The organism is Planomonospora sp. ID67723, from assembly GCF_015711605.1.
In the GTDB taxonomy this organism is placed as follows: Bacteria; Actinomycetota; Actinomycetes; order Streptosporangiales; family Streptosporangiaceae; genus Planomonospora_A.
Genome location: NZ_JABTEZ010000005.1, coordinates 722,287 through 748,019, shown reverse-complemented (window position 1 = coordinate 748,019; position 25,733 = coordinate 722,287). Strand labels below are relative to the sequence as shown.

The following is a 25,733-nucleotide window of genomic DNA, read 5'->3' as shown; positions in this document are numbered from 1 at the left end:
GTCGCGCTCCACGCCGCCGGTCACGCCACGATCGGGAAGCGGTGGTCCAGACCCGAGACCCGCAGCAGCCGGGTCATGAACGGGGGGACGCCGGTCAAGGCCAGCGTGATGCCCAGGGCCCGGGCGCGGCCTTGCACACCGAGCAGCACGCCCAGTCCGCCGGCGCCGCAGAAGGTGACCCGGGACAGGTCCAAGGTGAGCAGACCGGTGCTGTAGTTGAGCGTGTTCAGCAGTTTCCGGCGCAGCTGCGCTGTGGTGAAGATGTCGATGTCTCCGGACAGGTGCACGCAGGTGGGCGCCGACGCGCCCGCCCCGCCGAGCGGGGCGGTGTCGATGGCGGTCATGGAAGTCTCCTCTTCGAAGCAGATGAAATGAGCTGGATGCCTGCCGGCCGGAGATCGATTCGCCGCCGAAATGGGCGGTACCTGAACCGCTCGATCCGGCCGGCAGGCGGCACATGGGTCACACCGGCGCCGGCGGTCGTCTGACGGGGACCGGAGCCTCCTGCCCGGTTACCCGCCCGCCCTCGTCAGCCCAGGAGGCCGGGCTGGCGGCCGTCGCGCGGAAAACGGGATCGTGCGGCAGATGGGCGAGGGTGACGATGTCGTCGGGAGTCAAGCCGGTGGTGTCCTGGGCGGTGAGCTTGAGGGTGGCCTCGGCGGGGCCGGTCGCGGCACCCGGCGGGATGATGAGCAAGACGACCGGTTCGGCGGCCGCGAAGACCAGAGTGATCATTCGGGAGTCGGCGTAGCGGAACCAGCCGACCCGGATGTGCCGCCCGCGTGCCGGGATGCTGCGCGGGATGCGCTCCCACGCGTCCTGGTGCACACCGACCCGCAGCGTGACCCGACCGAGCAGCCGGTCGACGGCGGCGATGAGGCCGGGCAGTTCGGCGGTCGCGTCGTGGGAGTAGGGCCACCACGCCCCGTCCACCACCGCTCTTCGATCCAGCACCGGGTGGAGACTGAGCCGCAGCGGAGAATCGGCTTGAGGGAGGGAGGCGGAGACGGCGCCCAGCGGCGCCAGTTGCGAAGGAAGTGCTGGCGTCATGGTCGCCTGCCCCGTCCAGGCCCTTCCGAACAGGGCCGGTAGCGGTGATCGCCGGGGGCGACGCCGACCTGAGTGCCAACGCACGAGGTGTCCTCGGTGTCTCCAACCTACCTCACGATTTCCGGAATCGAGTGTTTCCGGACGCCGCCGTGCCGGGGACCCGCCTCGGCCGCGGCGAAGGCGCACGTCACGACCGTTCACCTCCCGGGCCTCGGACAGGTGTATGGTCGAAAAGTGGCTAGCACCCAGGAGGTGCACGATGAGCCGTACGGACAACACCAGACCATTCCGGTTCCTGGAGCAGAAGGGCCGCCGGTCCACCCGAGACAGCAAGTCCTTCCGGACGAACTCCGGCAAGGAGACCACCCTTCGGGAGCACCAAGCCCGGCAGCAGGTGCGGCTGACTCTCGCCCGCGGCGCTGAGCCCGAGCCCACGCGTCACCGGCACCACGTAGCGCATCGTCCGCTTTCGTGAAAGTGGCGGCGCCCGAGCCGATCGCCTGACAGGTACGTCCGCATTCGCGGTGTGAGGTCTGCGGGTGCTGAACATCCATCACACCGCCACCGAGCACGCCTGCCGGCGTTCCAGCTCCGGCGAACCCGGTCACACCGGAGAGCACCCTCGGAGCCTTCCGTCCCATCGGCGGAAGGCTCCGATCTCTTCGAGGCCAGATCGTGCCGACCGCGGAATCCGATCCAGGACCCGCGCGGCGCTCGACGCCGTCGAGGGCCGGGTCCGGCCGGCGAGCGCACCTCGTCAGGGCGGCGCCCCGTGCCGAGCGGGCCGTGGGCTTCCGGCGTCCGCGGGTGGCCTGCGGTCTCTCCGGCGCGCCCGACCGGCCTCGGATCGCTTCGAAGTCTTCATGCACGGCAGATCCACTCGATCGCGTTTCCCCTTGACGCTCTGTTCGGGGGCCCATGAAAATAGAAACCGTTATCAGTTTCCTTAGAAGGGGCGCGAGTGACTGATCCGTACGAACGGTCGGCCGAGTTCGTCGACGTCATGATGGCTCCGCACTGGGGCGACTTGGGCCCCCCGCTCGCGGAGGCGCTGCAGGGGTTCGGGCCCGGCCCGGTCGTCGATCTCGGCGCGGGCGGCGGGCTGGGCACCCTGGTGATCGCCGAAGCGCTGCCGGATGCCGAGGTGGTGGCCATCGAGCCCTCTCCCGCGCTCCGGTCGGTGCTGGCGGCCCGGGTGTACGAACGTCCCGGGCTCCGAGACCGGGTGACCGTGCTGCCCGGGGGGCTGCTGCAGGCCACCCTTCCGGCCGGGCTGGGCGGCGTGGTGGCGATGAACGTCATCGGTCACCTCACCCCCGAAGAGCGACGCGCGCTATGGCGTCTGCTGGCGTCCGGCGGCCGTGCGGTGCTGAACCTGCAGCCCCCCGCCGAGCCGGTCGAGGTGCCGATGACCCGGTTCGCCGACGTACGGCTGGGCCGGCACCGCTACGAGGGATGGGGCAGGGCGGAGCCCGCGGGCCCCGGCGGCGTCACCTGGCACATGGCCTACCGGGTCTACGAGGGGGAGCTGCTCGTCCGCGAGACCGAGACGGCCTACGCCTGGCGGGTGCTCGGCGAGCGGGCGCTCGGCGAGGAGCTCGCCGAGCACGGCCTCGGACTGACGCCGACCGGCCCGCAGGAGCTCGGAATGTACATCGTCGAGGAGGATCCGCATGTATGAGGTGATCGTGGCCGGCGGCGGCCCCGCCGGGCTGAGCGCGGCCCTGGTGCTCGGGCGGCAGCGGCGAAGGGTCCTGGTGGTCGACGCCGGCAGTCCGCGCAACGCGCCGGCCGCGGAGATGCACATGTACCTGGGACGCGACGGCGGCTCACCGGCCCGGCTGCTGGAGGACGGCCGTGCCGAGCTGGCCGCCTACCCGACGGTGGAGATCTGGCGGGGGCGCGCGGGTACGGCGAGCGGGCGATCCGGTGCCTTCACCGTCACGGTAGAGGACGGCAGGACCGCGGAGGCGGCCCGGCTCCTGCTGGCGAGCGGCCAGGTGGACGTGCCGTTCGACATCCCGGGGCTGGCCGAGCGCTGGGGCGGAAGCGTCTTCCACTGCCCGTTCTGCCACGGGTACGAGACCGACGGCAAGGTCCTGGCGGTCATCGGCAACGGCTTCGACGCGATGCTCGCCGCCTACGTGGCCGACCGGTACAGCACCGACGTGGTCCTGTGCACCCACGGGCCGAGCAGCGTGCCCGAGCCGGTGGCCGCGGTGCTCAAGGCCAGGGACATCCCGGTGATCGAGACCCCGGTGACCGCGATCGAGGGCGAGCTGGACGCGCTGACGATACGGTTCGCCGACGGCACGACCCTGCGGCGGCAGGCGCTCTACCACCGCGCACCCACCCGGCCGAACAACGACCTGGCCGTCCAGCTCGGGTGCGAGCTGCTGCCCGACGGGTGCGTCAAGGTGAACGAGTACGGCCAGACCACCGTCGCGGGCGTCTACGCCGCCGGCGATCTCGCCCACCTCGAGGCCGTCCCGGAGCCGGTGACCCTGGTGGGCCCGAGTGCGGCCGACGGCGTGCGCGCGGCGGTCTGGCTGGAGCAGGAGCTGTTCCGGGCCGGCCTTCCGGTCGACCTCGCCGCGACGTGAGCTCCGGTGCGGCGCAGACGCGGTCATCGCGGCTGCGCCGCACCCGGCAGGCTCAGATGCCGGCGGCCACGAACAGATGCTGTGCCGGCGCCGCCAGCGGCGATTCCGCGCCCGGCAGCTCGAGCAGCACCCGCAGACCCGCCTCCGCCAGCTCGGCGGGCAGTTGCCTGCCCGTGAGGAACACCCGGCCGGTCCCGCCGCGCCGGTCGCCGCTTCCGAGGTCCGGCGTCCCCTCCCGGGGGGACAGCAGGAACTGCATGGTGGCCAGCACCAGGTAGTGCTCCCTGACCGCCTCGGTCGCGATCAGCAGCCCGCCGGGGGCCAGCAGGTCCCGGATCCACCGCAGCGACCGCCCGACGTTCCGGGCGCAGTGCAGGACGTTCGCCGCCAGCACCACGTCCGCGCCGCCGCGCGGTGCGCCCTGGTCCACCAGATCGGCGTTGATGTCCAGGAGTCCGTAGCGGAGCGTGTCGCCGAAGCGGTCCTTCGCGGCCGCGGTGAAGAACCGGGACACGTCGGTGAACAGGTAGTCCGCATCCGCTCCGGCCAGCCCTCGCAGGGCCGCGGCGGTGCTGCCTCCGGCCCCCGCGCCCAGCTCGATCACACGGAGCGGTGCCGTACGGGTCCCGGCGGCCTGCCGGATCACTGAGCCGAAAGCGGCGTTCAGGTAGGTGTTGCTCACGTTGTCCTGGTCCTTGCTCAGTGACGTGAGCAGGTCTCCGTCGGGGAAGAGCAGCGCCTGGGCCGGGATCTCGTCCGCGAGCAGCTCCGGCAGCAGGGTGAGCGCCTCGCGGAAGAACGCCGTCATCTGAGGGGGGTAGCCCAGTGTGGCGCACGCCTGCGCCAGGAGCGGGCCGGACGGGTCCAGCTCGGGGCGCTTCGCGACCGGAGGGAACCGGTAGCGCCCGTCCGGATCACGCTCGGCCCGTCCCTCGGCGTGCAGGACGTGCACCCACCTGCGCACGATCCACGCGTGCCGCGGTGCCGTACCCAGCCCCGCCACGACCTGTTCGGCGGTGTGCGGGCCGTCGAAGGCACCGGCCATCAGGCGGCCCAGCGCGTGCAGCGCGATCTCGTCGAACCGGGCGACCGCGGTGGGGATCTCGTCCAGGGCGCCCGTGTCGCCGAGGGCGAGCATGCCGGCCCGGTGGGCGGCCGCGCAGTCCCGGGCGAGGGTGACGGCGTCGTGGCCGGGCCCGCTCGGCAGCAGTGCGGTCATCTCGGCGGGCACCGGTAGCCCCGCCTTGCGCAGGGTACGACGGGCCACCTCCACCAGCCGGGTCCTGGCGAACGCACCGATCGGCTCGTGCGGGCGGCCCGGCCCGGCCAGGACGTCGAGCGGGGTCGAGGCCGCCGTGGCGGGCGCGGCGACCTGGAGCAGGGCCGGATCGTCCGGGTCGACCAGGACCACGGCGTCGTGACCGGCGAGCGCGGCGCGCAGTTCCGCCCCGGTGGTCGCGCGCCGGGCGTCGGGGGCGAGCAGCCGGTTCGGGATGCCGCGCACGCGGACAGGCCCGGTCCGGGAGCCCGCGAGCCGGGCGAGTCCGGCCTGCGGGTCGGCGCCGAGCGCGTCCCACTCGTGCACGGCGGGCTCGGGCTCGTCCGGAGGCTCGACGTGCAGCACGGCGTCGAAGCGGTAGCGGGTCAGCTCGCTGTCGGCGGTCAGGGTCTTGGCGAGCAGGCTCATCCTGACCCGCCTGCCCGAGCTCGCGGCGACGGCGGCCAGGGTGGACGGGTCGAGCAGCAGCTCGGTGTCGGACGCCGCGCGCCGCTGCGCACGCGCGGTCAGCTCCGGCTCGGTGACGCCGGGGTCCGCCGTCCGTTCCAGCCATCGGCAGTGGGCCTCCAGCAGCCCCGAGTGGCGGATGTCCCCGACGATCACCGTCCCTCCCGGCGTGACGAGCCGGATCGCGTCGTGCAGTACGGCGGCCAGGTACGCCACGCTCGGGAAGCACTGGGTCACCGAGTTGAGCAGCACGCAGTCCGGCCGCTCGCCGAGCTCCGCGCGCACCGCGGCACCGCTCGTCTCATGGGCGGCGGCGCGCACCACGCGCACCTTCGGCAGGCCGAGCCCGGACAACCGCTCGACCACGTGCTCGGCGATGTCCGTGCCGACGTAGCTGTCGAGGTGGGGGTGCAGGCGGTGCAGCAGCATGCCGGTGCCGCAGCCGAGCTCCAGCAGGTTGCGCGGGCGGGTGCGCATGACGAGTTCCACCGTGCGGTCCGCCCACTCGGCCATGTGCTCGACGGGCAGCGGCTCGCCGGTGCCCGTCGCCCGCCAGCCGGACAGGTCGAGCGAGGGATCCTGCGCGTCGCGACCGGAGCGGTAGGTCCAGTCGTAGACCTCGCCCCAGTGCTCCAGGTGCTCGGTCACGAGCTCACCCAGGACGGGCGGCCCCGCGGACCGGCGCCGGACGGCCAGCGCCTCCGGAGAGGCCGTGACGACGGCACCGTCGCGGTCCGCGCGGGCGATCCACGGGTGAGTGAGCAGCGTCTGTTCGATCTGTCGCCTGGACATCGGCGGTCTACCTCCGGTCATCGGTCATGGAGCGGCCGATCCGCAGGACGCGGTCGGCTCGGGCGGCCACCGTCTTGTCGTGGGTGACCGCCAGGACGGCCAGTTCCTCCTTCTGGCGCAGCAGGTCGAGCAGGTCGAGCACCCGCTCGGCGGTCCCGGCGTCGAGCGCGGCGGTGATCTCGTCGGCCAGCAGCAGCGCCGGCCCGGCCGCCAGCGCTCTGGCCAGTGCGACCCGCTGCCGCTGCCCTCCCGACAGGGCCGAGGGGTAACGGCGTGCCGTGTCGGCGGGCAGCCCAACGGCGGCGAGCAGGCGATCGGCCTCGGCGGCGGCCTCCCTCCGGCTGAGCCCCCGCAGGAGGCGCAGGGGGCGCCGCAGCGCGGCCGAGACCGGGCGCGCCGGGTTGAGCGCGGCCAGCGGGTCCTGTCCGACCAGGGACAGCGCGCGCAGGGCGGGAACGCTTCTGCCCCGCACCGGCCAGCGCAACGGCTCGCCCAGCAGCGTGGCGGTACCCGCCCGCACCGGGTGCAGTCCCGCGAGAGCTCTGAGGAGCGTGCTCTTGCCGCATCCGGATGGGCCGAGCACGGCGACGAACTCGCCGGGGGCGATCGCGAGCCCGGCGTCGTCGAGCAGCGGCGCGCCGTCCGGCCGGTCGAGGCCGAGACCGCCTACCGCGAGCACCGGGCCGGCCGTACGCGCGCGCGTCGCGGCACGAGGGGCGGCCGGGGGCGCCGCCGCCGGGGGCATGCCCAGCCGCACGACCCGGTCAGCCAGCCCGGCCACCACGGAGCCGTCATGCGACACGATCAGCGTCGCCGAGCGGCCTTCCGCCCGGCGGCGGCGGATCAGGGCGACGGCGGTCTCCAGCGCCTCCGGGTCGAGCGCACTGGTGGGTTCGTCGAGGACGAGCAGATCGGGGTCCGCGGCCAGGGCCCTGGCCAGCGCGACCCGCTGCGCCTGCCCGCCGGAGAGCTGGTGCGGCAGGCGCTCACCCAGTTCCTCCGGGTCCAGCCCGACGTCGGCGAGCGCCTGTTCGGCACGTGCCCGCCGTACGGCGCGCGACCGGCCGAGCACCCGCAGGGGTTCGAGCACCGCGGCCCGCGCGGTCAGCAGCGGATGCAGCGCGGAGGAGGGGTCCTGCCCGAGGTAGCCGACGTGCCGGCGACGCCAGCGCCGCGTGGCGCGCAGTTCCGCGCCGTCCCACTCGACGCGGCCCGCGATCCGGGTCAGGCCGGGCGGGAGGACGTCCAGGACGGCGCGCAGGACCGTCGTCTTGCCCGTGCCGGAGGGGCCCACCAGGGCGAGCACCTCGCCGCGCGCGGTGCTCAGGTCCAGATCCCGGACCACGGCGGCTCCCGCCGGGCCGACGACGGTCAGCCCGCTCACGGCCAGCCCGCTCATGAGCGCCCGGCCAGGATGTGGGAGAGCCCCGCCACGCTCCCGGCCAGCAGCGCCAATGCCGCGGCGGGGGCGAGCACCGCGGCCGGGTTGAGTCCGATCCCCGGCAGATTCTCCCGGAGCATCGCCGCCCAGTCCGCCTCCGGCGGAGGAGGACCGAAGCCGAGGACGTTCAGCGCGGCCGACAGCTGCACGGCGAGCACCATTCGCTGGCCGAGGTCGGCGCCGACCAGTCCGGCGTGCGCGGGGAGCACCTCCCTGAACAGGACGGACAGGCCGCGCTCGCCCCTGGACAGTGCGGCCTCGACGTAACCGGTGTGCCTGGCCTGGGCCGTGGCGTCCGCCATCACTCGCAGCGTCAGCGGAGCGCCGCCGAACACCGTTCCGGCGATGACCGCCGCCGGTCCGGGCACCGTCACCACCGCCAGCATCGCCACCAGGAGCAGGGGGAGCACCAGCAGCAGATCCGACAGGGCCCTGGCCGCACGGGCGGCACGGCCCCGGCTCCAGCCCGCCCACAACCCGCCCGCCACCCCCAAGGAGGAGGCCGCACCGGCCGCGGCCAGCGCGCCCAGGGTCAGGTCGCGGCCGCCGGCCAGCACCCTGGCCAGGACGTCGCGTCCGAGGACGTCGGCGCCCAGCGGCAGGCCCGGTCCCGCGACCGCCCACGGTGCGGCCACGGTGCGGGTCGGTTCCCGCCCGGCCAGCGCCTCCCCGCCCAGGGCGAGCGCCAGCACGCCGCCGGCGGCGACCGCGACGAGGAGCACGCGGGAGACTCTCACCGGGCCGCTCCGCCCCGGGGGTCCACGGCCAGGGCGACGGCGTCGGCGGTGATCAGGCCGGCCGCGACCACGGCCGCCGCGAGCAGCGTGACGGCCTGCACCACGGGGAGGTCCCGGCCCCCGACCGAGGAGACCAGCAGCTCGCCCAACCCCGCCAGGCCGAAGAGCGTCTCCACCACCGTCGTCCCGGCGACCAGGCCGCCCGCGACCACGGCGAGCAGCCGGACGGCGGCGGGTGCGACGACGGGGAACACGTAACGCAGCGCGACGGCCGCCGCGGACACCCCGCGAAGCCCGGCGTCACGCACGAAGGGCCGGGAGACGGCGTCGGCCACCGCACCGCGCAGCAGGGCGGCGCCGTACGCGGCGGCGGGCAGGGCGAGGGTCAGCACCGGCAGCACCAGCAACGCGGGACGGCTCCAGGGCGGCTCGCCGGCGGGAAGCAGCGAGACGGGCGGCACGAGTTTCCACGCCGCGGACAACAGCGCCACCAGCAACGCCGCCAGGGCGACCTGGGGAAGCGCCGCCCCGCCCACGACGAGCCCGGTGATCACCGGTCGCAGCGGTCGCGGCCCTCCCACCGCCGCCCAGGCGAGGATCGCCATGAGCGGTACGGCCAGTGCCAGCGCGGCCGCGGCCAGCGTGAGGGTCACCGGCATCCGCTGGCCGATCAGCTCGGCGACCGGCCGTCCCGTGAGGAGCGAATGCCCCGGATCTCCGGACAGCGTCCCGGCGAGCCAGCTCACGTAGCGTTCGGCGAGCGGCCGGTCCAGCCCGGCCTCGGCGCGCAGCCGGTCCAGTTGCTCGGCCGTGGCCCGCCCGCCGCTCCGCACGACCGCGGCGTCTCCCGGCAGCGCTTCGGTGATCAGGAAGATCACTGTGGAGGCGCAGGACAGCAGCGCCCCCGCGCGCACGATCACCCGGGGGACGCCGCCGAACCTCGCCCCGTCAGCGGCCAAGGGCCACCTGATCGATGAAGCCCGCCGAGAAACCGATCCCCTCGGGCAGTCCCGTCAGGCCGGGTCCGGCCAGGTCGAGCCGGTCGCTGAGCGCCCACACGGCGTAGCCGCCCTCGTCGCGCAGCCGGGTCTGCAGCTCACCGAGCCGGGTACGGCGCTCGGCCTCGTCCGGCTCGGCCAGGGCCTTCTCCAGGTCGGCGTTCCACGCCTTGTCCTCCCAGGCTGTTTCGTTGGTCGGGGAACCGGGCTTCAGCGCGACCCGCACCACGTCCAGGAAGGGGATGCCGCCCAGGTAGCCGAGGTAGAACGGTTCCTTGCCCCACACCGTCGAGAAGTAGGTGTCCGCGGGAGCGAGCTCGACCTTCGCCCGGATACCGATCTCGCCCAGTTGCTGGGCGATCAGCGTCGCCGCGGAGTCCATGCCCGGGTACGCGGTGGTGCTGTGGAGCGTGAGGTCGACGCCGCCGGCGTATCCCGCCTCGGCCATCAGCTTCCTGGCCCGCTCGACGTCGCGGGTGCGTTGCGGCAGCCCGGTGGGGCTGGCGGGGTCCTTGGGCGTGAGAAGGTCGTTGCCCACTTCGCCGAACCCGAGGAAGGCGACCTGCAGCAGTTGCTCGCGATCGAGCGTCAGCCGTACCGCCTCGCGGACCCGGCGGTCGTCGAAGGGCTTGGTGTCGGTCCGCATGACCAGCGGGTAGAGGGTCGCGCCCGTCCTGCGCACCACCTTCACCGCGGGGTCGTCCGCGTGCTGCTTCACCAGCGCGGCGGGCACCGCCGCGGCCAGGTCCACCTGGCCGGAGAGCAGCGCCTCGCCTCGCGTCTGGGGGTCGGGGATCGCACGGACCTCGATGTACCGGCTCGGCGGCTTCGGCCCCCACCAGCCGTCGTTGCGTTCGAACTTCGCAGCCTGGGCGTCGCCGCCGGCAGGACGGAACGGGCCGGAGCCGGGGACGGGCCCGGTGAAATCGGTGCTGCCCTCGGGCACGACGAAGGTCGCGCCCTCCAGCGCCTTGCCGACCTCGGCGTAGGGCTTCCTGGTGACCAGCTCGAAGGCGGTGTCGTCGAGCACCTTGGACGCGGCCAGGTCGAACATCTCCATCCGGCCGAAGTTCTCCGCGGCCTTCTCGCCCATCCTGCGAAGGGAGAACAGCGCGTCCGCCGCCTTGACGGCCCTGCCGTCGGAGAACTTCACGCCACCGCGGATCGTGATCTTCCAGCGGGTGAGGGTCTCGTCGGGCTCCCAGGAGGTCGCGAGTCTGGGCAGCGTCTCGCCGCCGGGCCCGGGAAGGGTCAGCACGTCGTAGGTGAGGGCCATCCGCACCAGGTCGCTCTCTCCCGGCAGCAGGCCGTGCGGGTCGCTTGCGGCGTTGGACGGGGAGCCGGGGGCGGCGTAGCGGACCGTGTCCGCCGAGCCGGAGGACGCGGCCGGCGATGCCGCGCCGGGGTCGGTGCCGCCGCCGGAGGAGCAGCCGACGAGCGTCGCCGCCGCCGTGACCGCCACGGCGATCCGGCGCGATAGTGGGGAGAACATGATGGCCTTTCTCAGGAGAGCGCTCGATCGAGCTCGTCGTTGATCATTTGGGCGACCTGCCGCAGCACGGGCGGATGCAGCAGGCCGTAGTGGTGCGCGTCGACGCCGAAGACCTGGACGGGCCCGGCGAGGTACCGGCCCCAGCCGAGGTCCGCCTGGCCGGGCGGGGTGTCGTCGACGCCCATCCCGATCCCCGAATTGCGCGGGGAGGGCCTGTCCGCGCGGACGAGCAGGGTGCGCATCGCCGGGTCGGCCGCCCGGCCCGGGGTGTGCGCGGCCAGCGCGCGCAGGTGCCTGGCGAACACGCGAAGGCGTGCGTTCAGCCTCTCGCCCCGCCCCAGCAACCGGTGCGCGCGCAGCCGGTCCTCGATGGCGGCCAGCCGCCGGTCCTCCGGCAGCGCGGTGAGCGCCTCACCGGCGTCCAGGTCGATGCCGAGGAAGGCCTCCAGCGCGTGCACGTGCCGCAGCGCCACGGCCAGTTCGACCTCGCGCGCGTCCCGTCCGGGCACGTCCCTGATGAGGGCGGGGTCGTTGGAGTCGAGCATCGCCAGGAGGGCGACCCGCTCACCGTCCCGGTGCAGCTGCCTGGCCATCTCCTGGGCCACCGAGCCGCCCATGGACCAGCCGCCCAGCAGCCAGGGCCCGCGGCCCGCGGTCCTGATGGCCCGGACGTAGCGCCCGGCGATGCCGGCGATCGACTCCGGGCCCGCCGGCCCGTCGCCGGACAGCTCGGGGTCGGCCAGCGCCACGACGTCCACCCGGGGGTCGATGAGCCGGGACAGCTCCGCGTAGCACAACACGTCACCCCCCGAGGGGTGGGCCAGGAAGAGGGTGGGCCGGGCGGCGGGTCCCGGGTCGGTTCGCAGCGGGAGGAGGATGTCCTGAACCGCCGCCGCGTGCTCACCGGTCCAGGCCCGGGGGTCTTCGGCCAGCTCCCGCACCCGGGCCACGTGCTCTGCGATCACCGTTTCGAGCTCGTCGCCGGGGAGCACGCCGTCCAGCGCGTCCCACTGCAGCCGCAGCTCGCCGTCGTGCTCCAGCACCTGGTGGTCGAGCCAGGTCTGCGGGGTCTGGGAAAGCGCGTGCACCTGCTCTCCGGCCCATTCCAGCGCACCGGGCTCCTCCAGCAGGTCCTCCATGCCCAGCGCGCTGGTGAACACCACCGGCACCGATCGCACCTCACCGGTGCGGACGGCCTGCTCGGCGAGCACGTCCAGTGCGGAGAACTCCCTGTGGTCCAGTTCCTCGAACAACCGCGCCTGTGTGGCCGAGGCCCGTTCGGCGAAACTCACGGCGGGAGTCGGCGGGACCTCGTGGAGCACCAGCGAGGTGAAGTCCCCGACCACCCGGTTGACGTGGGGGTGAACGGGCGGCCGGTCGAAGAGGGTGAGGGTCAGGCTGAACCCGGCCGAGCCCGACCATCGGGTCAGCGCATCGGCGTAGACGGTCAGCAGCACCGCTGTCGGTGTGACCCGGTGCCGGGCCGCCAGGTCCCGCAGGCCCGCCCATTCCCGTCGGCTCAGCCGCGCCGAGCGGCGGACGAACCGCGGTCGTCCTTCGGGCTGCTCGCCGATCGGCAGGGCGGGCGGCCCGGGGAGGGTGTCCAGCCGGGCGCGCCAGTAGTCCGCCGCGGGTCCGGCCTCCCGGCTCTCCATCGCGCGGACGCATTCGGCCGGGTGCGCGTCGATCGGGGGCAGCTCCGCGCCGGGGTCCCGGTAGAGGGTGCGCAGTTCGGCCTCGACGATCCACCAGCTCGCCGCGTCGCAGACGAGCACGTCCACGCCGATGAACAGCCGTACCCGGCCGTCCGGTAGCCGGGCGGCCTGGATCTGCACCAGCGGCCAGCGATCCGGCGGCCCGGGCCGGGTGGAGATGCGCTCGCGCAGTGCGGCCAGCTTGGCGGCCCGGTGCTCTTCGGGGGCCTTCACCAGGTCGTGCACCCTGATCCGGTAGCGGGGAAGCTCGTCGAGGACCCGGAAGCGGCCTTCGGGCGTGGTGACCGCGCGGAGCATCGGATGCCGGGCGATCACCGTGTTCCAGGCGTCCTCGTAGCGGGCCAGGTCGAGCCCGGCGCAGTCGTACTCCAGGTAGAAGTGGCAGGGCAGCTCTCCCCACCGGTAGCCGCCGCCCCGGCCGACCCAGTAGGCGTGCTGCACGCGGGTCATGGCGAAGGTGCCGTCGGGCTCGGCGACCGGCAGGTACGGCTCGCGGGCTCCCGGGCCGGCGCCTGCCGCGAGTCCGCTCCCCGCCGCCGCGGCGAGCCCGCTCCTCGCCTCCACGAGCTTGGCCAGGCCCGCGACGGTCGGGGCTTGCAGCAGATCCCGCAGTCCCAGTTCCACGCCGTGGCCGTCGCGCAGCGCGTTGAGCATGCGCACCGCCAGCAGCGAGTGCCCGCCGAGGGCGAAGAAGTCGGCGTCGGGGTTGCTCACCTCGGTGCCGAACAGGTCCGACCAGAGGCCGGCGACGGCCTGCTCCACCGCCCCCGCAGGTCCGGCGCCTCCCCCGGTGACAGGTTTCCTCGGCCGCCCGCTTCCGGTGATCCTCGGGTCCAGGTCGGTCGTCGCGATGGCCACGGCGGACGGCAGGACGCCGTGGGCGCCCGCCTCCAGCAGCCGGTCCAGCGCGCGGGTACCGGTGACGGCGTCCAGGGCTTCGGCGAGCACCACGGTCTCCTCGCCGACGCGCCAGCCGTCCCAGACCGCGCTGCACCAGGTGCCCGGGTCCGCCGAGGCGCCGAAGGCGTCCATGGCGGCGTTGGCGGCGGCGTACGCGCCCATTCCGACGCCGCCCACCAGGGTGGTCACCGACGACATCAGCACCACCGTGCGCGGCCGGCGTTCCCCGGGCAGCGACTCGATCGCCGTACGGAGTGCCAGCGCGCCGCCCAGCTTGGCCCGCACCTGATCGGCGGTCCGCTCGGGATCGAGCGCTCGCACGGGGTCCAGTTCGGCGCCCGCCACCACGCCGGCCGCATGCACGACGAGCTCCACCGGCCCGTCCTCGGACAGCGTCTTCATCAGCCCGGCGGTGGCGCGGGGGTCCGTGGCGTCGCAGCGGCGGACCTCCACGCCCGCATCCGTGAGTGTGGCGTCGGCTCGGTCGCCGGTGCGGGAGGTGACGACGACCCGGTACCCGCGCTCGGCGAGGTGCCGGGCGAGCACCCGCCCGACCGCGCCGAGCCCGCCGATGACCAGTGCGGTGCCGGTCCGGGCTCCGTCACCGGCCTGCGGGGGCCGCCAGGAGACCAGCCGGCGCTGCCACCGCGTCCCGCCGCGCAGGACGGATTCCGCGCCCGCGCCGTCCCCGGCGACCAGCGCGGCGAGTTCGCGCAGCACCGCGGACGCCTCGGCTGCCGGGGTGGTGGGCGTCCCGAGGTCGACGGTGGCCCAGCGCAGGCCGGGGCGTTCCTGGCCGAGCACCCGCGGCAGGACCCGTACCGCGGCCTGCCGCGGGTCGGGGGCGGGGTCGCCGCCCACGCGTTCGCCCTGGCGGGTCACCAGCAGCACGGCGGGCGCCTCGCCGCCGGACGGGCTCCCGGTCAGCGCGGCGGTGTGGGCGCCGAACTCCAGCAGCCCGCCGACGACCGCGTCGACGGGATGGGCGTCGTGGGGAGGGTCCGCGGCGTCCGGCTCGGCCGCGACGATCACCAGTCCGGCGAGCGGTGCCTCCTGCCGGTCGCCGGTGACCAGCATCGCGCGGATCGCGTCCGACAGCTCGCCTCTTCCCGCCACGAGCCAGTGGCCTGCGGGCGTCCGAGCGGGCTCGGCGGGGGGCACCTGCCGCCAGACGGGCAGTTGCAGCGGCTGGTCGGCGTCGGCTCCGGCGCCCGCGCCCGGCTCGGCCGGTTCCGGCGGCTCGATCCACAACCGTCTCCGCTGGAAGGCGTAGCCGGGTGCCGCCACGCGTCGCCGCCCGGAGCCGGAGAGCGCCTCCAGATCCACCGGCACGCCGTGCGCCCACAACACGCCGAGCGCCTGCCGTACCGTGACCGATTCGGCCTGGTCGGCGGCGAGCGTGGCCGGCGTGGCCCGCAGCTCCGGCAGAGCGTGCCTGCGGGCCAGCGTGGACAGCGTCGTTCCCGGCCCCACCTCGACGAGCAGCGCGGGTTCCTCACCGAGCGCGGCGCGCAGCGCGTCGGAGTACCGCACCGGGCTGCGCAACTGCCGCACCCAGTGCTCGGGGTCGGCCAGCTCGGCGCCGGCGGGTCCGCCGGTGACCGTGCTGAAGACGGGAACCTGCGGCGCCGCGCCGGTCATGCCCCGCAAGGCGGCGCGCAGACCGGGGAGCTCGGGCTCCATCAGCCGGGAGTGCATCGCCGCCGCCACCTGCAGCGGCACGCCGCCGCCGGGCAGATCGTCCGCGAACGACCGGACGGCCGCGGCGGGTCCCGACACCACGCAGGCTCCGGGGGCGTTCACCGCCGCGAGATCGACGTCGGGGTGGCGGCGCAGCAGGTCCAGCACCGCCTCCTCGCCGAGGGGAACGGCGAGCATGGCCCCGCCGCCGGCGGCGCGGGCGGCGGCTCCGCAGCGCATCGCGACCAGGCGTGCGGCCTCCGGAAGGGGCAGCGCCCCGCTCACCGCGGCGGCGGTGCACTCGCCGAGGCTGTGCCCGAGCAGTGCGTCCGGCCGCACGCCCCAGGAGGCGAGCAGCCGGGACAGGGCGAAGGAGACGGCGAACAGCGCGGGCAGCCCGAAGGCCACATCACGTACCCGCTCCGGTGCCAGCGCCGGGTCGAGGACGTCGCGCACATCGGCGCCGAGCAGGGGTCGCAGCAGGTCGGCGCATTCGTCGAAGGCCGCGGCGAACACCGGCTCGTCGCGGTGGAGGCCGCTGCCCATCCCCGGGTAGGGGCTGCCCGCCCCGGGGAAGGCCAGCACGACCCGCGGTGCGGGCGTGAGCGCCCGCACCGGCGCGGCGGAGGCCAGCCGCCGCGCCCCCACGGCGGCCACGCGGTAGGGCAGCTCGGCCCGCCCGACGGCCAGGGTGTACGCGAGATCGGCGGCCTCACCCGAGCTTCCGGCGCCGGCGACGGCCGTGGCCCCGGCGGCCGCGGCCTCCCGGGTGGCGGCCGAGACGACCAGCAGGTGGGGGCGCGCGTCGTCGGCGTGGGGCGCGGGACGGTCCGGCGCGGGGCCGACCACGGCGTGGCAGTTGGTGCCGCCGATGCCGAAGGAGCTGACGCCGGCGTAGGGCGGCGTGTCCCACTCCCTGGTCTCCTCGACCACCTCGAACGGCGAGTCCGCCAGCCCGAGGTAGGGATTGACCGGACGGGCGTGCAGGGAGGCGGGCAGCGTCCGGTGGTGCACGGCCAGGACCGCCTTGATGAAGGAGGCGATGCCCGCGGCGGTGTTGGCGTGCCCGATGTTGCCCTTCACCGAGCCCAGGCCGCACCAGGCCGGACCGGCCTGGCCGAACACCCGGCGCAACGCGGTCACCTCGATGGGGTCTCCGAGTCTGGTCGCCGTGCCGTGCGCCTCGACCAGGCCGATCTCTCGTGCGGTGACACCGGCGACGGTCAGCGCCTCGGCGATGGCTCTGACCTGGCCGCCGACCGAGGGGGCGGTGAACCCGGCCTTGTCGGCGCCGTCGTTGTTCACCGCCGAGCCGTGGAGGAGGGCCAGGACGGGGTCGCGGTCGGCCAGGGCGTCCGACAGGCGGCGCAGCACGACCACGCCGACGCCCTGCGTGTAGACGATTCCGGTGCCCTGCTCGCTGAACGGGCGGACCGCGCCGTCGGCGGAGAACATGCCGTCGGGCACGTGCAGGTAGCCGCGGCCTTGCGGCACGATCAGCGAGACGCCGCCGGCCAGGGCCGTGTCGCACTCTCCGGTGAGCAGCGACTGGGCGGCCAGGTGCACGGCCACGAGCGAGGTCGAGCAGGTCGAGCCCACCGCGACCGCGGGCCCGGTGAGGTCGAGCCGGTAGGCGGTCTGGAGCGGCAGGTAGTCGGCCTGGGTCGCCATCGCGGTCGCGAAGCTGCCGAGCGGGTCGGCGCCGCCGCCGGTCGGGTCCCAGCGGCCGGTGAGATTGCCGGCGAGGTAGGCGCTCTGGGCCGCTCCGGCGAACACGCCGACCGCGCCGGCGCCGCGGCCGCCTCCGTGCCCGGCGTGCTCCAGGGCGTGCCAGGCGCATTCCAGGAACAGCCGGTGTTGCGGGTCGAGCAAGGCGGCCTCGGCGTCGGTGAATCCGAAGGGCGCCGGATCGAAGTCGGCCTGGTGGTCGATCAGGCCGCCGACGGGGACGAAGTGGGGGTGGCCGCGCAGCCGGGAGGGCACGCCGCGGCCGATCAGCTCCTCGCCGGTGAACCTGGTCAGACCTTCGCGGCCGTCACGCAGCAGTTCCCAGTAGGCGCCGGCGTCGGCCGCGCCGGGGAAGCGGCAGGCCAGGCCGACGACGGCGATCGGTTCCGCAGCCGCGCTGCCCCGGCCCGGGCCCGTCGGCTCCGGCGGGATCATCGGATTGCGCGGGCTCATCGGGCGAGCTCCGCGGCTCGGGCGCGGGCCGCCCTGCGGGATTCGGCCCGGCCGGGGGATTCCTCCGCCGGTGCGGGGGCCGTATCGGGCGCCGGGACCGGGCCGGATGCAGGAGCCGCGTCCAGAGCGGCGGGTGGCTCTTGGACCCCGCCCTCCCGGCGAGCCGTGATGAACGCGGCGAGCTCGCGGACGGTGGGGCGGGCGAAGAGGTCGACCACGGTCAGGCCGTCGTCCAGTTCGGCGCGGAGCCTGCGGTGGGCGAGCACGACGGTGAGGGATGAGGCGCCGAGCCGGAAGAAGGGGGTCGTCACGTCCACCGGTGCGTTGAGCAGTTCGCTGAACACCCGGGCCACTGCCCGTTCCACCTGCGGGTCCGGCCCTGGCGCGGGTACGGGCACGGCAGCGGCGGGAAAGACGGCGGTGGGGGCGGTGGGGGCGGTGGTCGCTCCCGCCGCGAGGGCGCCACCGGGTACGGCGGTGCCGGAGGCGGGCATGGCGCCGGGGGCGGGCACGGTGCTCCCGGTGGGGGCGGTGTCCCCGGCGAGGCCCTCGCCCCTTCCGGCCGCGACGGTGAACTCGATCAGGCCGTCGGCGGGCAGGCGCTCGATCGCGGTGAGGCCGTGCGCGGCCAGCGTTTCCTTGACCCGGCGCGCCCAGTCTCCCGCCGCCGCCAGCGAGTCGCTGGGGGACAGCGTCCCGCCGGACACGGCCAGCCGGACGTCCAGCCCGCCGGCCAGGAGCAGTCCGGTGAGTCCGGCGTCCGCGGCGGGGGACGCCGGGGCGGTGTGCGGATGCGCCGAAGCGCCGTGCGGGAGCACCGAAGCGCCGTGCGGAAGCACCGGCGCGGGAGCCGGGGCCTGCACGGTTCCCGGCACCTGCGCGGGCTCCGGAGCGGTCTGCGCCCCACGCTGGTAGGGGTTGGGCAGCGCCGCATAGTCGATCTTGCCGTTGGCGGTGATCGGGAACGCGTCCATCACCAGGAACCGGTTCGGCACCATGAACGACGGCAGGTCCGCCCTCAGCGCCTCGATCAACGCGTCGTCCGCCGGCGGCGCCCCCGGATCGGCGGGCACGTAGTAGCACACCAGCCGGGGCCGATCGTCGGGACCGGGCACCGCGCGGGCCACGGCCTGGCGTACGGACGGCAGCCGGTCCAGCGTGGATTCGATCTCGCCGAGCTCGATGCGGTGGCCGCGGATCTTGACCTGGCGGTCCAGCCGGCCGAGGAACTCGATCGTCCCGTCGTACCGCCACCGGCCGAGGTCTCCGGTCCGGTAGAGCCTGCGCCCGAGCACGGGGTGCGTGATGAACCGCTCCGCGGTCTGCGCGGGGTCTCCCACATACCCGCGGGCCAGGCCGTCACCGCCGATGTGCAGCTCGCCGGGGACGCCGACCGGGCACGGCCGTCCCTGCGGGTCGAGGATCTGGAAGGACTGGCCGCGCAGCGCCCGGCCGTACGGGATGCTCGGCCAGGACGGGTCCACCTCGCCGACGGGGTGGCAGATCGACCAGATGGACGCCTCTGTCGCGCCGCCGAGGCTCACCACCTGGGCCTGGGGAGCCAGGACGCGCAGACGGTCGGGCAGGGTGACCGGGATCCAGTCGGCGGACAGGAAGACCAGGCGCAGGCTCGACAGCGCGCGCCGGACCGTCTCCGGCTCCAGTTCGGCGTATTCGACCAGCATCTCCAGCAGCGCCGGCGCGGTGTTCCACACCGTGACCCCGTGCCGGGCCATCAGCTCCAGCCAGTGCCCGGGGTCGCGCTGGCGGCGGACGTCGGGCAGGACGACGGCACCGCCCTCGCCGAGCAGCGAGAAGATGTCGTACACCGACAGGTCGAAACTGAAGGCCGACAGCGCCAGCACCCGGTCGCCGGAGTGCAGCGGGAAGCGCCGGGCGAGGTCGTCGAGGGTGGTGCGGGCGGCCCGATGCTCGATCGCGACGCCTTTGGGCCTCCCGGTGGATCCCGATGTGAAGATCACATAGGCGAGGTCGTCCGGCGCGGGGCGGCGCGGCTCCGCCTCCTCGGGGAGCGCAAGGGTTCCGTCGGCGTCCAGCCGGTGCACGGTCACCTCCTCCGGCCAGACGGAGACGTCGGTGCCGGGAGCGGCGAGCGCGTGCCGTACTCCCGCCTGCTCGCACAGGGCGGTGACGCGCGCCCGCGGCCAGGACGGCTCCACGGGCACGTATCCGGCGCCGCCGGCGAGCACGCCGAGAAGTGCGGTGACCTGCGCGATCCCCTTGTCCGCCAGCACGGCCACCAGGTCGCCGGGGCCGAGACCGGCTCCGGCGAGCGCGCGTCCCGTGCGTGCGGCGCGCTCGGCGAGCGAGCCCGCGTCCACCCGGGCCGTCGCGTCGAGCAGCGCGGGAGCGGACGGTTCCCGTACGGCGGCCTCCCGCAGCGGGTCGTCCAGCAGCGGGCCCGCCCCGCCGAACGCGCCGCCCGGCAGGCTCTCGTCCCGGTGGAAGGACGGGTCCCAGCCCAGGGTGGGATCGCTCCACGCGGCGGGGTCGGCGGCGAGCAGTCGCAGCAGGCGGACATGGGCGGCGAGCATCCCGTCCACGAAGCCGTGCGGGAGCGCCCCGTCCACGGCGTCCCAGGCGATCCGCAGCCTGCCGTCCTCGTCGTGGACGATGTGGTCGAGCAGGACCTGCGGGGTCTGGGAGACGCCGAACACCTCCGTGCCGAGCCAGGCCGCGGGAGCCTCGCCTTCGCCCGCGAGCCCGATCCCGCTGGTGAAGACGACGGGGTGGACGGGGACGGGCAGGCCGGTGGCGGGGTCGGTGGTCCGTGCGCGCTGCCCCGACTCCGTGGCCGCGCGCAGCGCCTCCATTCCGGAGACGGCGCGGTGATCCATGTCCTCCCAGAACCGGCGGTTGACCGCGGCGGCATAGCCCGCGAAGCCGTACCAGCCGCCGGGGTCGGCGGCCGGGATCTCCACCAGCACGGTGCTGGTGAAGTCACCGATGACCGTGTCGAGACCCGGGGTCTCGTCGCCGATCGCGAAGTCGTCGCGGTCGAAGAGCGTGGTGTTCAGGCAGAAGGAGTCGTGTCCGCCCCATCGCTGGAGCACCAGGCTGAACGCGGCCAGCAGCAGGCCGGTGGGGCTCAGGCCGTGCGAGGCGGCCTGCTTGCGCAGCTGGGCCCACTGCTCGGCGTCGAGTTCGGCTCCGTGCCTGGTGAAGTGCGGCACGCCCAGCTCGGCCGGTCCGCGGGTCCAGGGCAGCGTGGGCCCGTCGGGCAGCGCGGGGGCGCGGCGCTCCCAGTACGCGGCGGCCGCCTCACGACGCCGCCGCTCGGCCGGGTCGTCGAGGCGGCGCCGGACGAGATCGGCGAAGGTCAGCGGCGGGGCGGGCGGTTCCAGGCCGGGATCGGCCACGAAGGCGCCCCACTCGCGCATCAGCCGCATCCAGCTCATCAGGTCCAACGCGAGCACGTCGACACCGATGAACAGCCGGGTGCGCCCGTCGGGCAGCAGCGCGGCCCGCAGGTCGAACAGCGGCCACCGGTCGGTGGGCCGCAACTGGTGCGAACATTCGGCCCGCAGTGCGCGCAGTGCCTCGTCCACCGCGTCCGGGGCGGCGAGCCGCAGGTCGGTGGTGGCGATGGCGTAGTCGGGCACCTCCTCGAGCACGGACTGCCGGGCGTCGGGCCCGACGACCATGCGGAGCATCGGGTGCCGGCGCACCAACCGGTTCCAGGCGGCGGCGAGCCCGGCCAGGTCGGCCTCGGGGTCGCCCTCAGGGGTGCGGTCGAACTCCTGGTAGTAGAAGGTGGCGACGCCGCCGAGCGGGAAGGCGGGGTCGCGGCCCACCAGGTAGGCGGCCTGGATGGGGGTGAGGGGGAACGCGTCGGCGTCCGGCACCGTTCCGGCTGCGACGGTGCGCGCGGTGGCCGAGCCGAGGAACGCGGTCAGCGGGAGGTCCAGGCCGACGTCCTCGCGCAGGCGGCGGCGCAGCCGTACGGCGGTGAAGGACTCCAGGCCGAGCTCTGTGAGGCCGGTGTCCGGATCGATCTCCTCTGCCCTGCGTTCCAGCACGTCAGCCAGGCAGGCGAGCACGTCGTCGACAGATGCGAGCTGGCTTTCACCCAACGCGGAGTCCTTCCCGATAACGAAAACGGTTTTCATACTTACATCAGTTTACGGACATGTCCAGATGTTGAAAATGATTACCGTTTTGTCTAGCGTGTGCCCGACCGCCGTCCCCAGAAGGGTCCTCATGCCAGCAGACCTGTCCGCCCGCGCCCACGGAGCAGGCATGGCCGCGATCGCCGGATTCGACGTCTCCTCCGCCGCCGCGGCGGTGGAGGACCTCGATCGGCTCGTCCTGCTCGGGATCGCGGCCGAGCTCCACCGCACCACCCGGCTGGGCGCGCCCGGCACGCACTCCCCCGACCTGGTCGCCGATGACCTGGGGGCCGCGGCGCGACACCGCTGGATCGTCGCCCACTGGCTCGCCGCACTGCACGGAGCGGGACTGGCCCGCCGGGACGGGGAAGGCCGCTACCACAGCCTGCACCGCCCTTCCAGAGCCGAACTGGCCGCCGCCCGTGCCCGCATGGAGGGCGCCGGGACCGCTCTCGGCTATCCCCGCGAACTGGCCGACCTGATGCTCCGCTCGCTGCGCCTGATACCCCAGCTCCTGCGCGACGAGGTGGGGGTGCAGGCCCTGCTCTACCCCGACGGGGAACCGGCCACGGCCGAGGCCGTCTACCGGGACAACGTGATCAGCCGCTACCTCAACCTCGCCGCCGCCGAGGTGGTCCGCGATCTGGCCGGACATCCACCGCGACCGCTGCGGATACTGGAACTGGGCGCCGGGATCGGCGCGACCACGGCGGACCTGCTGCCCGCGCTCGCCGGACGGCCGGTCGAGTCCTACGTCTTCACCGACCTGTCACCGTTCTTCATCGACGTCGCCCGGCGCCGGTTCGACGCCCCCTTCCTCCGCTACGAGCTGCTGGACGTCACCGAAGAGCTGCCGGGGCCGCCGGGCGGGCTGGACCTGGTGGTGGCCGCGACCATGGCGCACAACGCACCCCACGTCGGCCGCCTGCTCGACCAGGTGGCCGGGCTGCTCGCGCCGGGCGGACGGGTGCTGCTCATCGAAACCGTCAAGGAGCACGCGCAGTCCCTCACCACGATGCCGCCCGCCCTGTCCCCACGCGACGGCACCGGCCCGCCGCCGCGGCAGGACGAGCGGGCCGGCACCACCCGCACCTACCTGACCCGCGAGGAATGGCGGAGCCGGCTCGCGCACGCCGGCCTGCGCGTCGAGGTGGACCTGCCTCCCGACGGCCACCCGCTCACCGCCCTCTCGCAGCGTCTGTTCGTCGCCACCGCACCGATGGAGTCCTCATGACCGATGCCCCGCAGAACGCGAACCTGGTGGAGGAGCTCGCCTCCATCTGGGCGGAACTGCTCGACCTCGCCCCCGGCGACGTACCCGCCGACGTCAGCTTCCTGCGGCTGGGCGGCGACTCCGTGCTGACGGTGCGGATGTCGGCGCTGGTGCGCCGAAGGCTCAATGTGGTGCTCGCGTTGTCGGACGTGCGGGTGGAGATCACCCTGAACCAGCTGGCCGACCTGGTAGGGCGACGCGCCTCCGGCGAGCCCATGGCCCGCACGCTGCCCCTGCAGGTGGCCAGGCGCCCCGACCCGCACGCCGAGTTCCCCCTGCTCCCCCTGCAGCAGGGCTACTTCGTCGGCCAGCAGGACGGCTGGGAGCTGTCCTACGATTCGGCCCACTACTACCTGGACTACGCGCTCAGCGGCGTGGACGGCGACGAGGCCGCCGACGCGCTCTCGGACGCGATCGAGCGGCTCGCCGTCCACCAGCCGACCCTGCGGGCCAGGGTCACCCCCGAGGGCCGGCAACGGGTGCTGGCCGGCGGGGCTCCCCGGCTGAAGGTCTACGACCTGCGCGGATCGACTGCCGAAGAGGCGGCGGACGCGCTGGCCGAGGTCCGGCAGGAGATGAGCACCCGCGGTCCCGACCCCACCGGCGGGCCCGGCCTCGACGTCCGGCTGACCCTGCTGCCCGGGGGTGAGGGACGGCTCCACCTCGGGTTCAGCCTGCTGACCTTCGACGGCTGGTCGTCGGGCGTGCTGAGCAGGGACCTGCTCACCTACGCGGCGGACTGGAACGCCGTGCTGCCGCCTCTCGAGGTGCACTTCGGCGACTACGTCACGGCCCTGGAGGAGCTGCCGAAGACCGAGGCGTGGCAGGCCGACCGCGACTGGTGGTTCTCCCGGCTGGATGACCTTCCGCTCCCGCCCGCCCTGCCGCTCGTGGCCGATCCGAAGGACGTGCGTCCGGTCACCATGGGCAATCGCGAGCACCGCTGGACCGCCGAACGCTGGGCCGCGCTGCGCCAGGAGTGCGCACGCCGGGAGGTGACTCCCTCGACGGCCATGCTCACCGCCTTCGCGATCGTGCTCGCCCGCTGGTCGGGGCACCGCCGGATGCTGCTCAACTCCCTCCAGCTCAACCGGCTCCCCCTGCACCCCGACCTCCACCGGGTGGTCGGCGCCTTCGCCTCGACGATGCTGCTCCCGGTCGAACTCGCCCCCGGCGCCACCTTCGCCGAGCTGGCCGCCACCGCTCAGCGGACCTCGGGCGAACACGCCGCGCACAACCTGATCACCGGCGTCGAGGTGGGCCGCGAACTGGCCCGGCGCCGCGGCACGTGGCGGCCGGTGGGCCCGGTGGTCTTCCAGAGTGTGCTGGGGGTGGACGCGGCCATGGGCGGCCGTCCGCCGGAGGAGGCGGGGCCGCTCGGCCGGATCATCGCATCCGACTACTTCCACCAGCTGCGCACGCCGCAGGTGGCGCTGGAAGTGCGCTGCTTCGAGATCGGCGACGAGGCGGTCGCCGTGTTCTCGCTCGTCGACGAGCTGTTCGAGGAGGCGGCCGTGACCGCGGCGTTCACCGAGTTCGTCGCCCTGGTGGACAGCCTCGCCGACGGCTCGGGCTGGGACCTGGCGCCGCAGCTGCCGCACGCCGCCGATCTCCCCGCGGGGGAGGGCGGGTTGCGGCTGGACCGGCTGCCCGAGGCCCCGTCCGGGCAGTACAGCGGCCCGCTGGCGGACGATGTGGAGCAGACCGTCGCGGAGGTGTTCGAAGAGCTGCTGGAGATACCCGTGCTGGACCGCGGCGCGGACTTCTTCGCGCTCGGCGGCGACTCCCTGCTCGCGGTGCGGGCAGTGGTCCGGCTGGCCAAGGAGATCGGCGCGGCCGTTCCCGTGCGCGAGTTCCTGTCCGACCCGACGGTGGCCGGAGTGGCCCACGCCGTCCGCTCCAGAACGGACGGCTCGCGATGATCGGAGTGCTGGGGGCGACCGGGGCCGTGGGCCGCACGGCCGCCGGGCGGCTCGCCGCCCTCGGAGCGGGCGGGCTGCGGCTCGGCGGACGCGACGCGGCGCGAGCCGCGGAAGTCGCGGAGACGTTGCCCGCACCCGCCGAGGTCGTACGGGTGGACCTGACCGACCCGGATGAGCTCGCCCGGTTCTGTGCGGGCTGCAGGATCGTGGTGAACTGCGCGGGCCCCACCTACCGGGTGCTGGACACCGTGGCCCGGGCCGCGTTCGCGGCCGGTGCCGACTACGTCGACATCGGCGGTGAGCTCGCCGCCAAGGACGCGCTCTCGGGCGGAGCCGTACCTCGGGAGCGGACCGCGGTGTTCTCCGCCGGGGTCATGCCGGGACTGTCCGGCCTGCTGCCCCGGTTGCTCGCCAAGGGACGCCCACCGCGCAGGCTGGATGTGTACGTCGGGGGCGCGGCGGTGTTCACCCCGCTCTCCGCGGTGGATGCGCTTCTCACCCGCGGGCCGAGGTTCGGCGTGCCGATGGCCGCCTGGCGGGAGGGAGCCGTCACGCCGCTGGCGCCGCTCCACGGGGTGCGGTTGCCGGGCTTCCCCGAGCCCGTGCACGCCTGGCCGTACCTCACCACCGAGGCGCAGACCCTGGCCGCGGAGTGCGGCGCGGACGAGGTGCGTTCCTACAACGTGTTCGTCTCCGACCGGATCCCCCACGCGCTCTCCGCGGCGTGGGCGGCCGTACCCGACGTCCACGCCGCCCCGATCGAGACGCTCCGGCCGTACGCCGCGGAGGTGGTGCGCGCCTCCGTTCTGGACAACGCCGGCTTCGGGGCGTTCTACGTGATGCTGTTCACCGCCCGTCCCCACCGCGGCGCGCCTGCGGGCCCCACCCGAGTACTGCTGACCGCTGTGGACTCCTATGCTCTGAGCGGCGTGGTGATGGCGTTGACCGCACGGACCGTGCTCGCCGGTCGTGTTCCTCCCGGAGCCCACCTCGCCGCGGAGGTGCTCGACCCGGATGCGACCGTGACCGCGCTCAGGGACGATCCGCTGGTCACGCAGCTCTCCGTGGACTGACCGTCGCCGTACCCGCGAGC

The 25,733-nt window shown here is 74.5% G+C and carries 14 protein-coding genes; 5 read left to right on the top strand and 9 right to left on the bottom strand.

What is annotated here, in order from left to right:
• Window positions 1–20: 20 nt before the first annotated feature.
• Together HS041_RS34055 and HS041_RS34050 are read right to left on the bottom strand one after the other, a co-directional pair.
• The gene (locus HS041_RS34055; RefSeq protein WP_196444951.1) at window positions 21–344 is read right to left on the bottom strand and encodes an STAS domain-containing protein; all 324 of its coding nucleotides are present in this window, start codon (window positions 342–344) and stop codon (window positions 21–23) included.
• 118 nt (window positions 345–462) lie between these two features.
• Entirely contained in the window at window positions 463–1,050 is a 588-nt protein-coding gene (locus HS041_RS34050; protein WP_255530185.1) for a DUF5994 family protein, read from the bottom strand.
• 961 nt (window positions 1,051–2,011) lie between these two features.
• On the opposite strand from HS041_RS34050, the gene HS041_RS34045 reads away from it, so the two are divergent.
• Window positions 2,012–2,731 carry a methyltransferase domain-containing protein gene (locus HS041_RS34045; RefSeq protein ID WP_196444949.1) on the top strand — a complete coding sequence of 240 codons (720 nt, stop codon included), beginning with the start codon at window positions 2,012–2,014 and terminating at the stop codon, window positions 2,729–2,731.
• Complete coding sequence (locus HS041_RS34040; protein ID WP_196444948.1) at window positions 2,724–3,653, top strand: NAD(P)/FAD-dependent oxidoreductase; 930 nt, start codon at window positions 2,724–2,726, stop codon at window positions 3,651–3,653. The genes HS041_RS34045 and HS041_RS34040 overlap by 8 nt, the downstream gene beginning before the upstream one ends.
• A gap of 52 nt (window positions 3,654–3,705) precedes the next feature.
• Here the strand turns inward: HS041_RS34040 and HS041_RS34035 are convergent, their stop codons facing one another.
• Genes HS041_RS34035 through HS041_RS34005 form a run of 7 tightly spaced genes read right to left on the bottom strand, consistent with a single transcriptional unit; the run spans window position 3,706 to window position 21,409 of the window.
• Window positions 3,706–6,171 carry a class I SAM-dependent methyltransferase gene (locus HS041_RS34035; RefSeq protein WP_196444947.1) on the bottom strand — a complete coding sequence of 822 codons (2,466 nt, stop codon included), beginning with the start codon at window positions 6,169–6,171 and terminating at the stop codon, window positions 3,706–3,708.
• 7 nt (window positions 6,172–6,178) lie between these two features.
• The gene (locus HS041_RS34030) at window positions 6,179–7,570 is read right to left on the bottom strand and encodes an ABC transporter ATP-binding protein (RefSeq protein WP_196444946.1); all 1,392 of its coding nucleotides are present in this window, start codon (window positions 7,568–7,570) and stop codon (window positions 6,179–6,181) included.
• Complete coding sequence (locus tag HS041_RS34025; RefSeq protein WP_196444945.1) at window positions 7,567–8,349, bottom strand: ABC transporter permease subunit; 783 nt, start codon at window positions 8,347–8,349, stop codon at window positions 7,567–7,569. Before HS041_RS34025 ends, HS041_RS34030 begins: the two co-directional genes overlap by 4 nt.
• Window positions 8,346–9,308, bottom strand: a complete 963-nt coding sequence (locus HS041_RS34020; protein ID WP_196444944.1) for an ABC transporter permease — start codon at window positions 9,306–9,308, stop codon at window positions 8,346–8,348. The genes HS041_RS34025 and HS041_RS34020 overlap by 4 nt, the downstream gene beginning before the upstream one ends.
• Window positions 9,298–10,839, bottom strand: coding sequence for an ABC transporter substrate-binding protein (locus HS041_RS34015; RefSeq protein ID WP_196444943.1), 1,542 nt, complete (start codon window positions 10,837–10,839; stop codon window positions 9,298–9,300). The genes HS041_RS34020 and HS041_RS34015 overlap by 11 nt, the downstream gene beginning before the upstream one ends.
• Before the next feature lie 11 nt (window positions 10,840–10,850).
• Window positions 10,851–17,315, bottom strand: coding sequence for a type I polyketide synthase (locus HS041_RS34010; RefSeq protein ID WP_196444942.1), 6,465 nt, complete (start codon window positions 17,313–17,315; stop codon window positions 10,851–10,853).
• Window positions 17,312–21,409, bottom strand: a complete 4,098-nt coding sequence (locus tag HS041_RS34005; RefSeq protein ID WP_196444941.1) for a non-ribosomal peptide synthetase — start codon at window positions 21,407–21,409, stop codon at window positions 17,312–17,314. Before HS041_RS34005 ends, HS041_RS34010 begins: the two co-directional genes overlap by 4 nt.
• 127 nt (window positions 21,410–21,536) lie before the next feature.
• Between HS041_RS34005 and HS041_RS34000 the strand changes: the two genes are divergently transcribed.
• Genes HS041_RS34000 through HS041_RS33990 form a run of 3 tightly spaced genes read left to right on the top strand, consistent with a single transcriptional unit; the run spans window position 21,537 to window position 25,713 of the window.
• On the top strand, window positions 21,537–22,679 hold the full coding sequence (locus HS041_RS34000) for a class I SAM-dependent methyltransferase (RefSeq protein ID WP_196444940.1): 1,143 nt from the start codon (window positions 21,537–21,539) through the stop codon (window positions 22,677–22,679).
• Window positions 22,676–24,640: a condensation domain-containing protein gene (locus tag HS041_RS33995; protein WP_196444939.1), complete on the top strand. Its 1,965-nt coding sequence runs from the start codon at window positions 22,676–22,678 to the stop codon at window positions 24,638–24,640. Before HS041_RS34000 ends, HS041_RS33995 begins: the two co-directional genes overlap by 4 nt.
• A complete protein-coding gene (locus HS041_RS33990; RefSeq protein ID WP_196444938.1) occupies window positions 24,637–25,713 on the top strand; it encodes a saccharopine dehydrogenase NADP-binding domain-containing protein in 1,077 nt (358 codons plus the stop codon). The genes HS041_RS33995 and HS041_RS33990 overlap by 4 nt, the downstream gene beginning before the upstream one ends.
• Window positions 25,714–25,733: the final 20 nt, after the last annotated feature.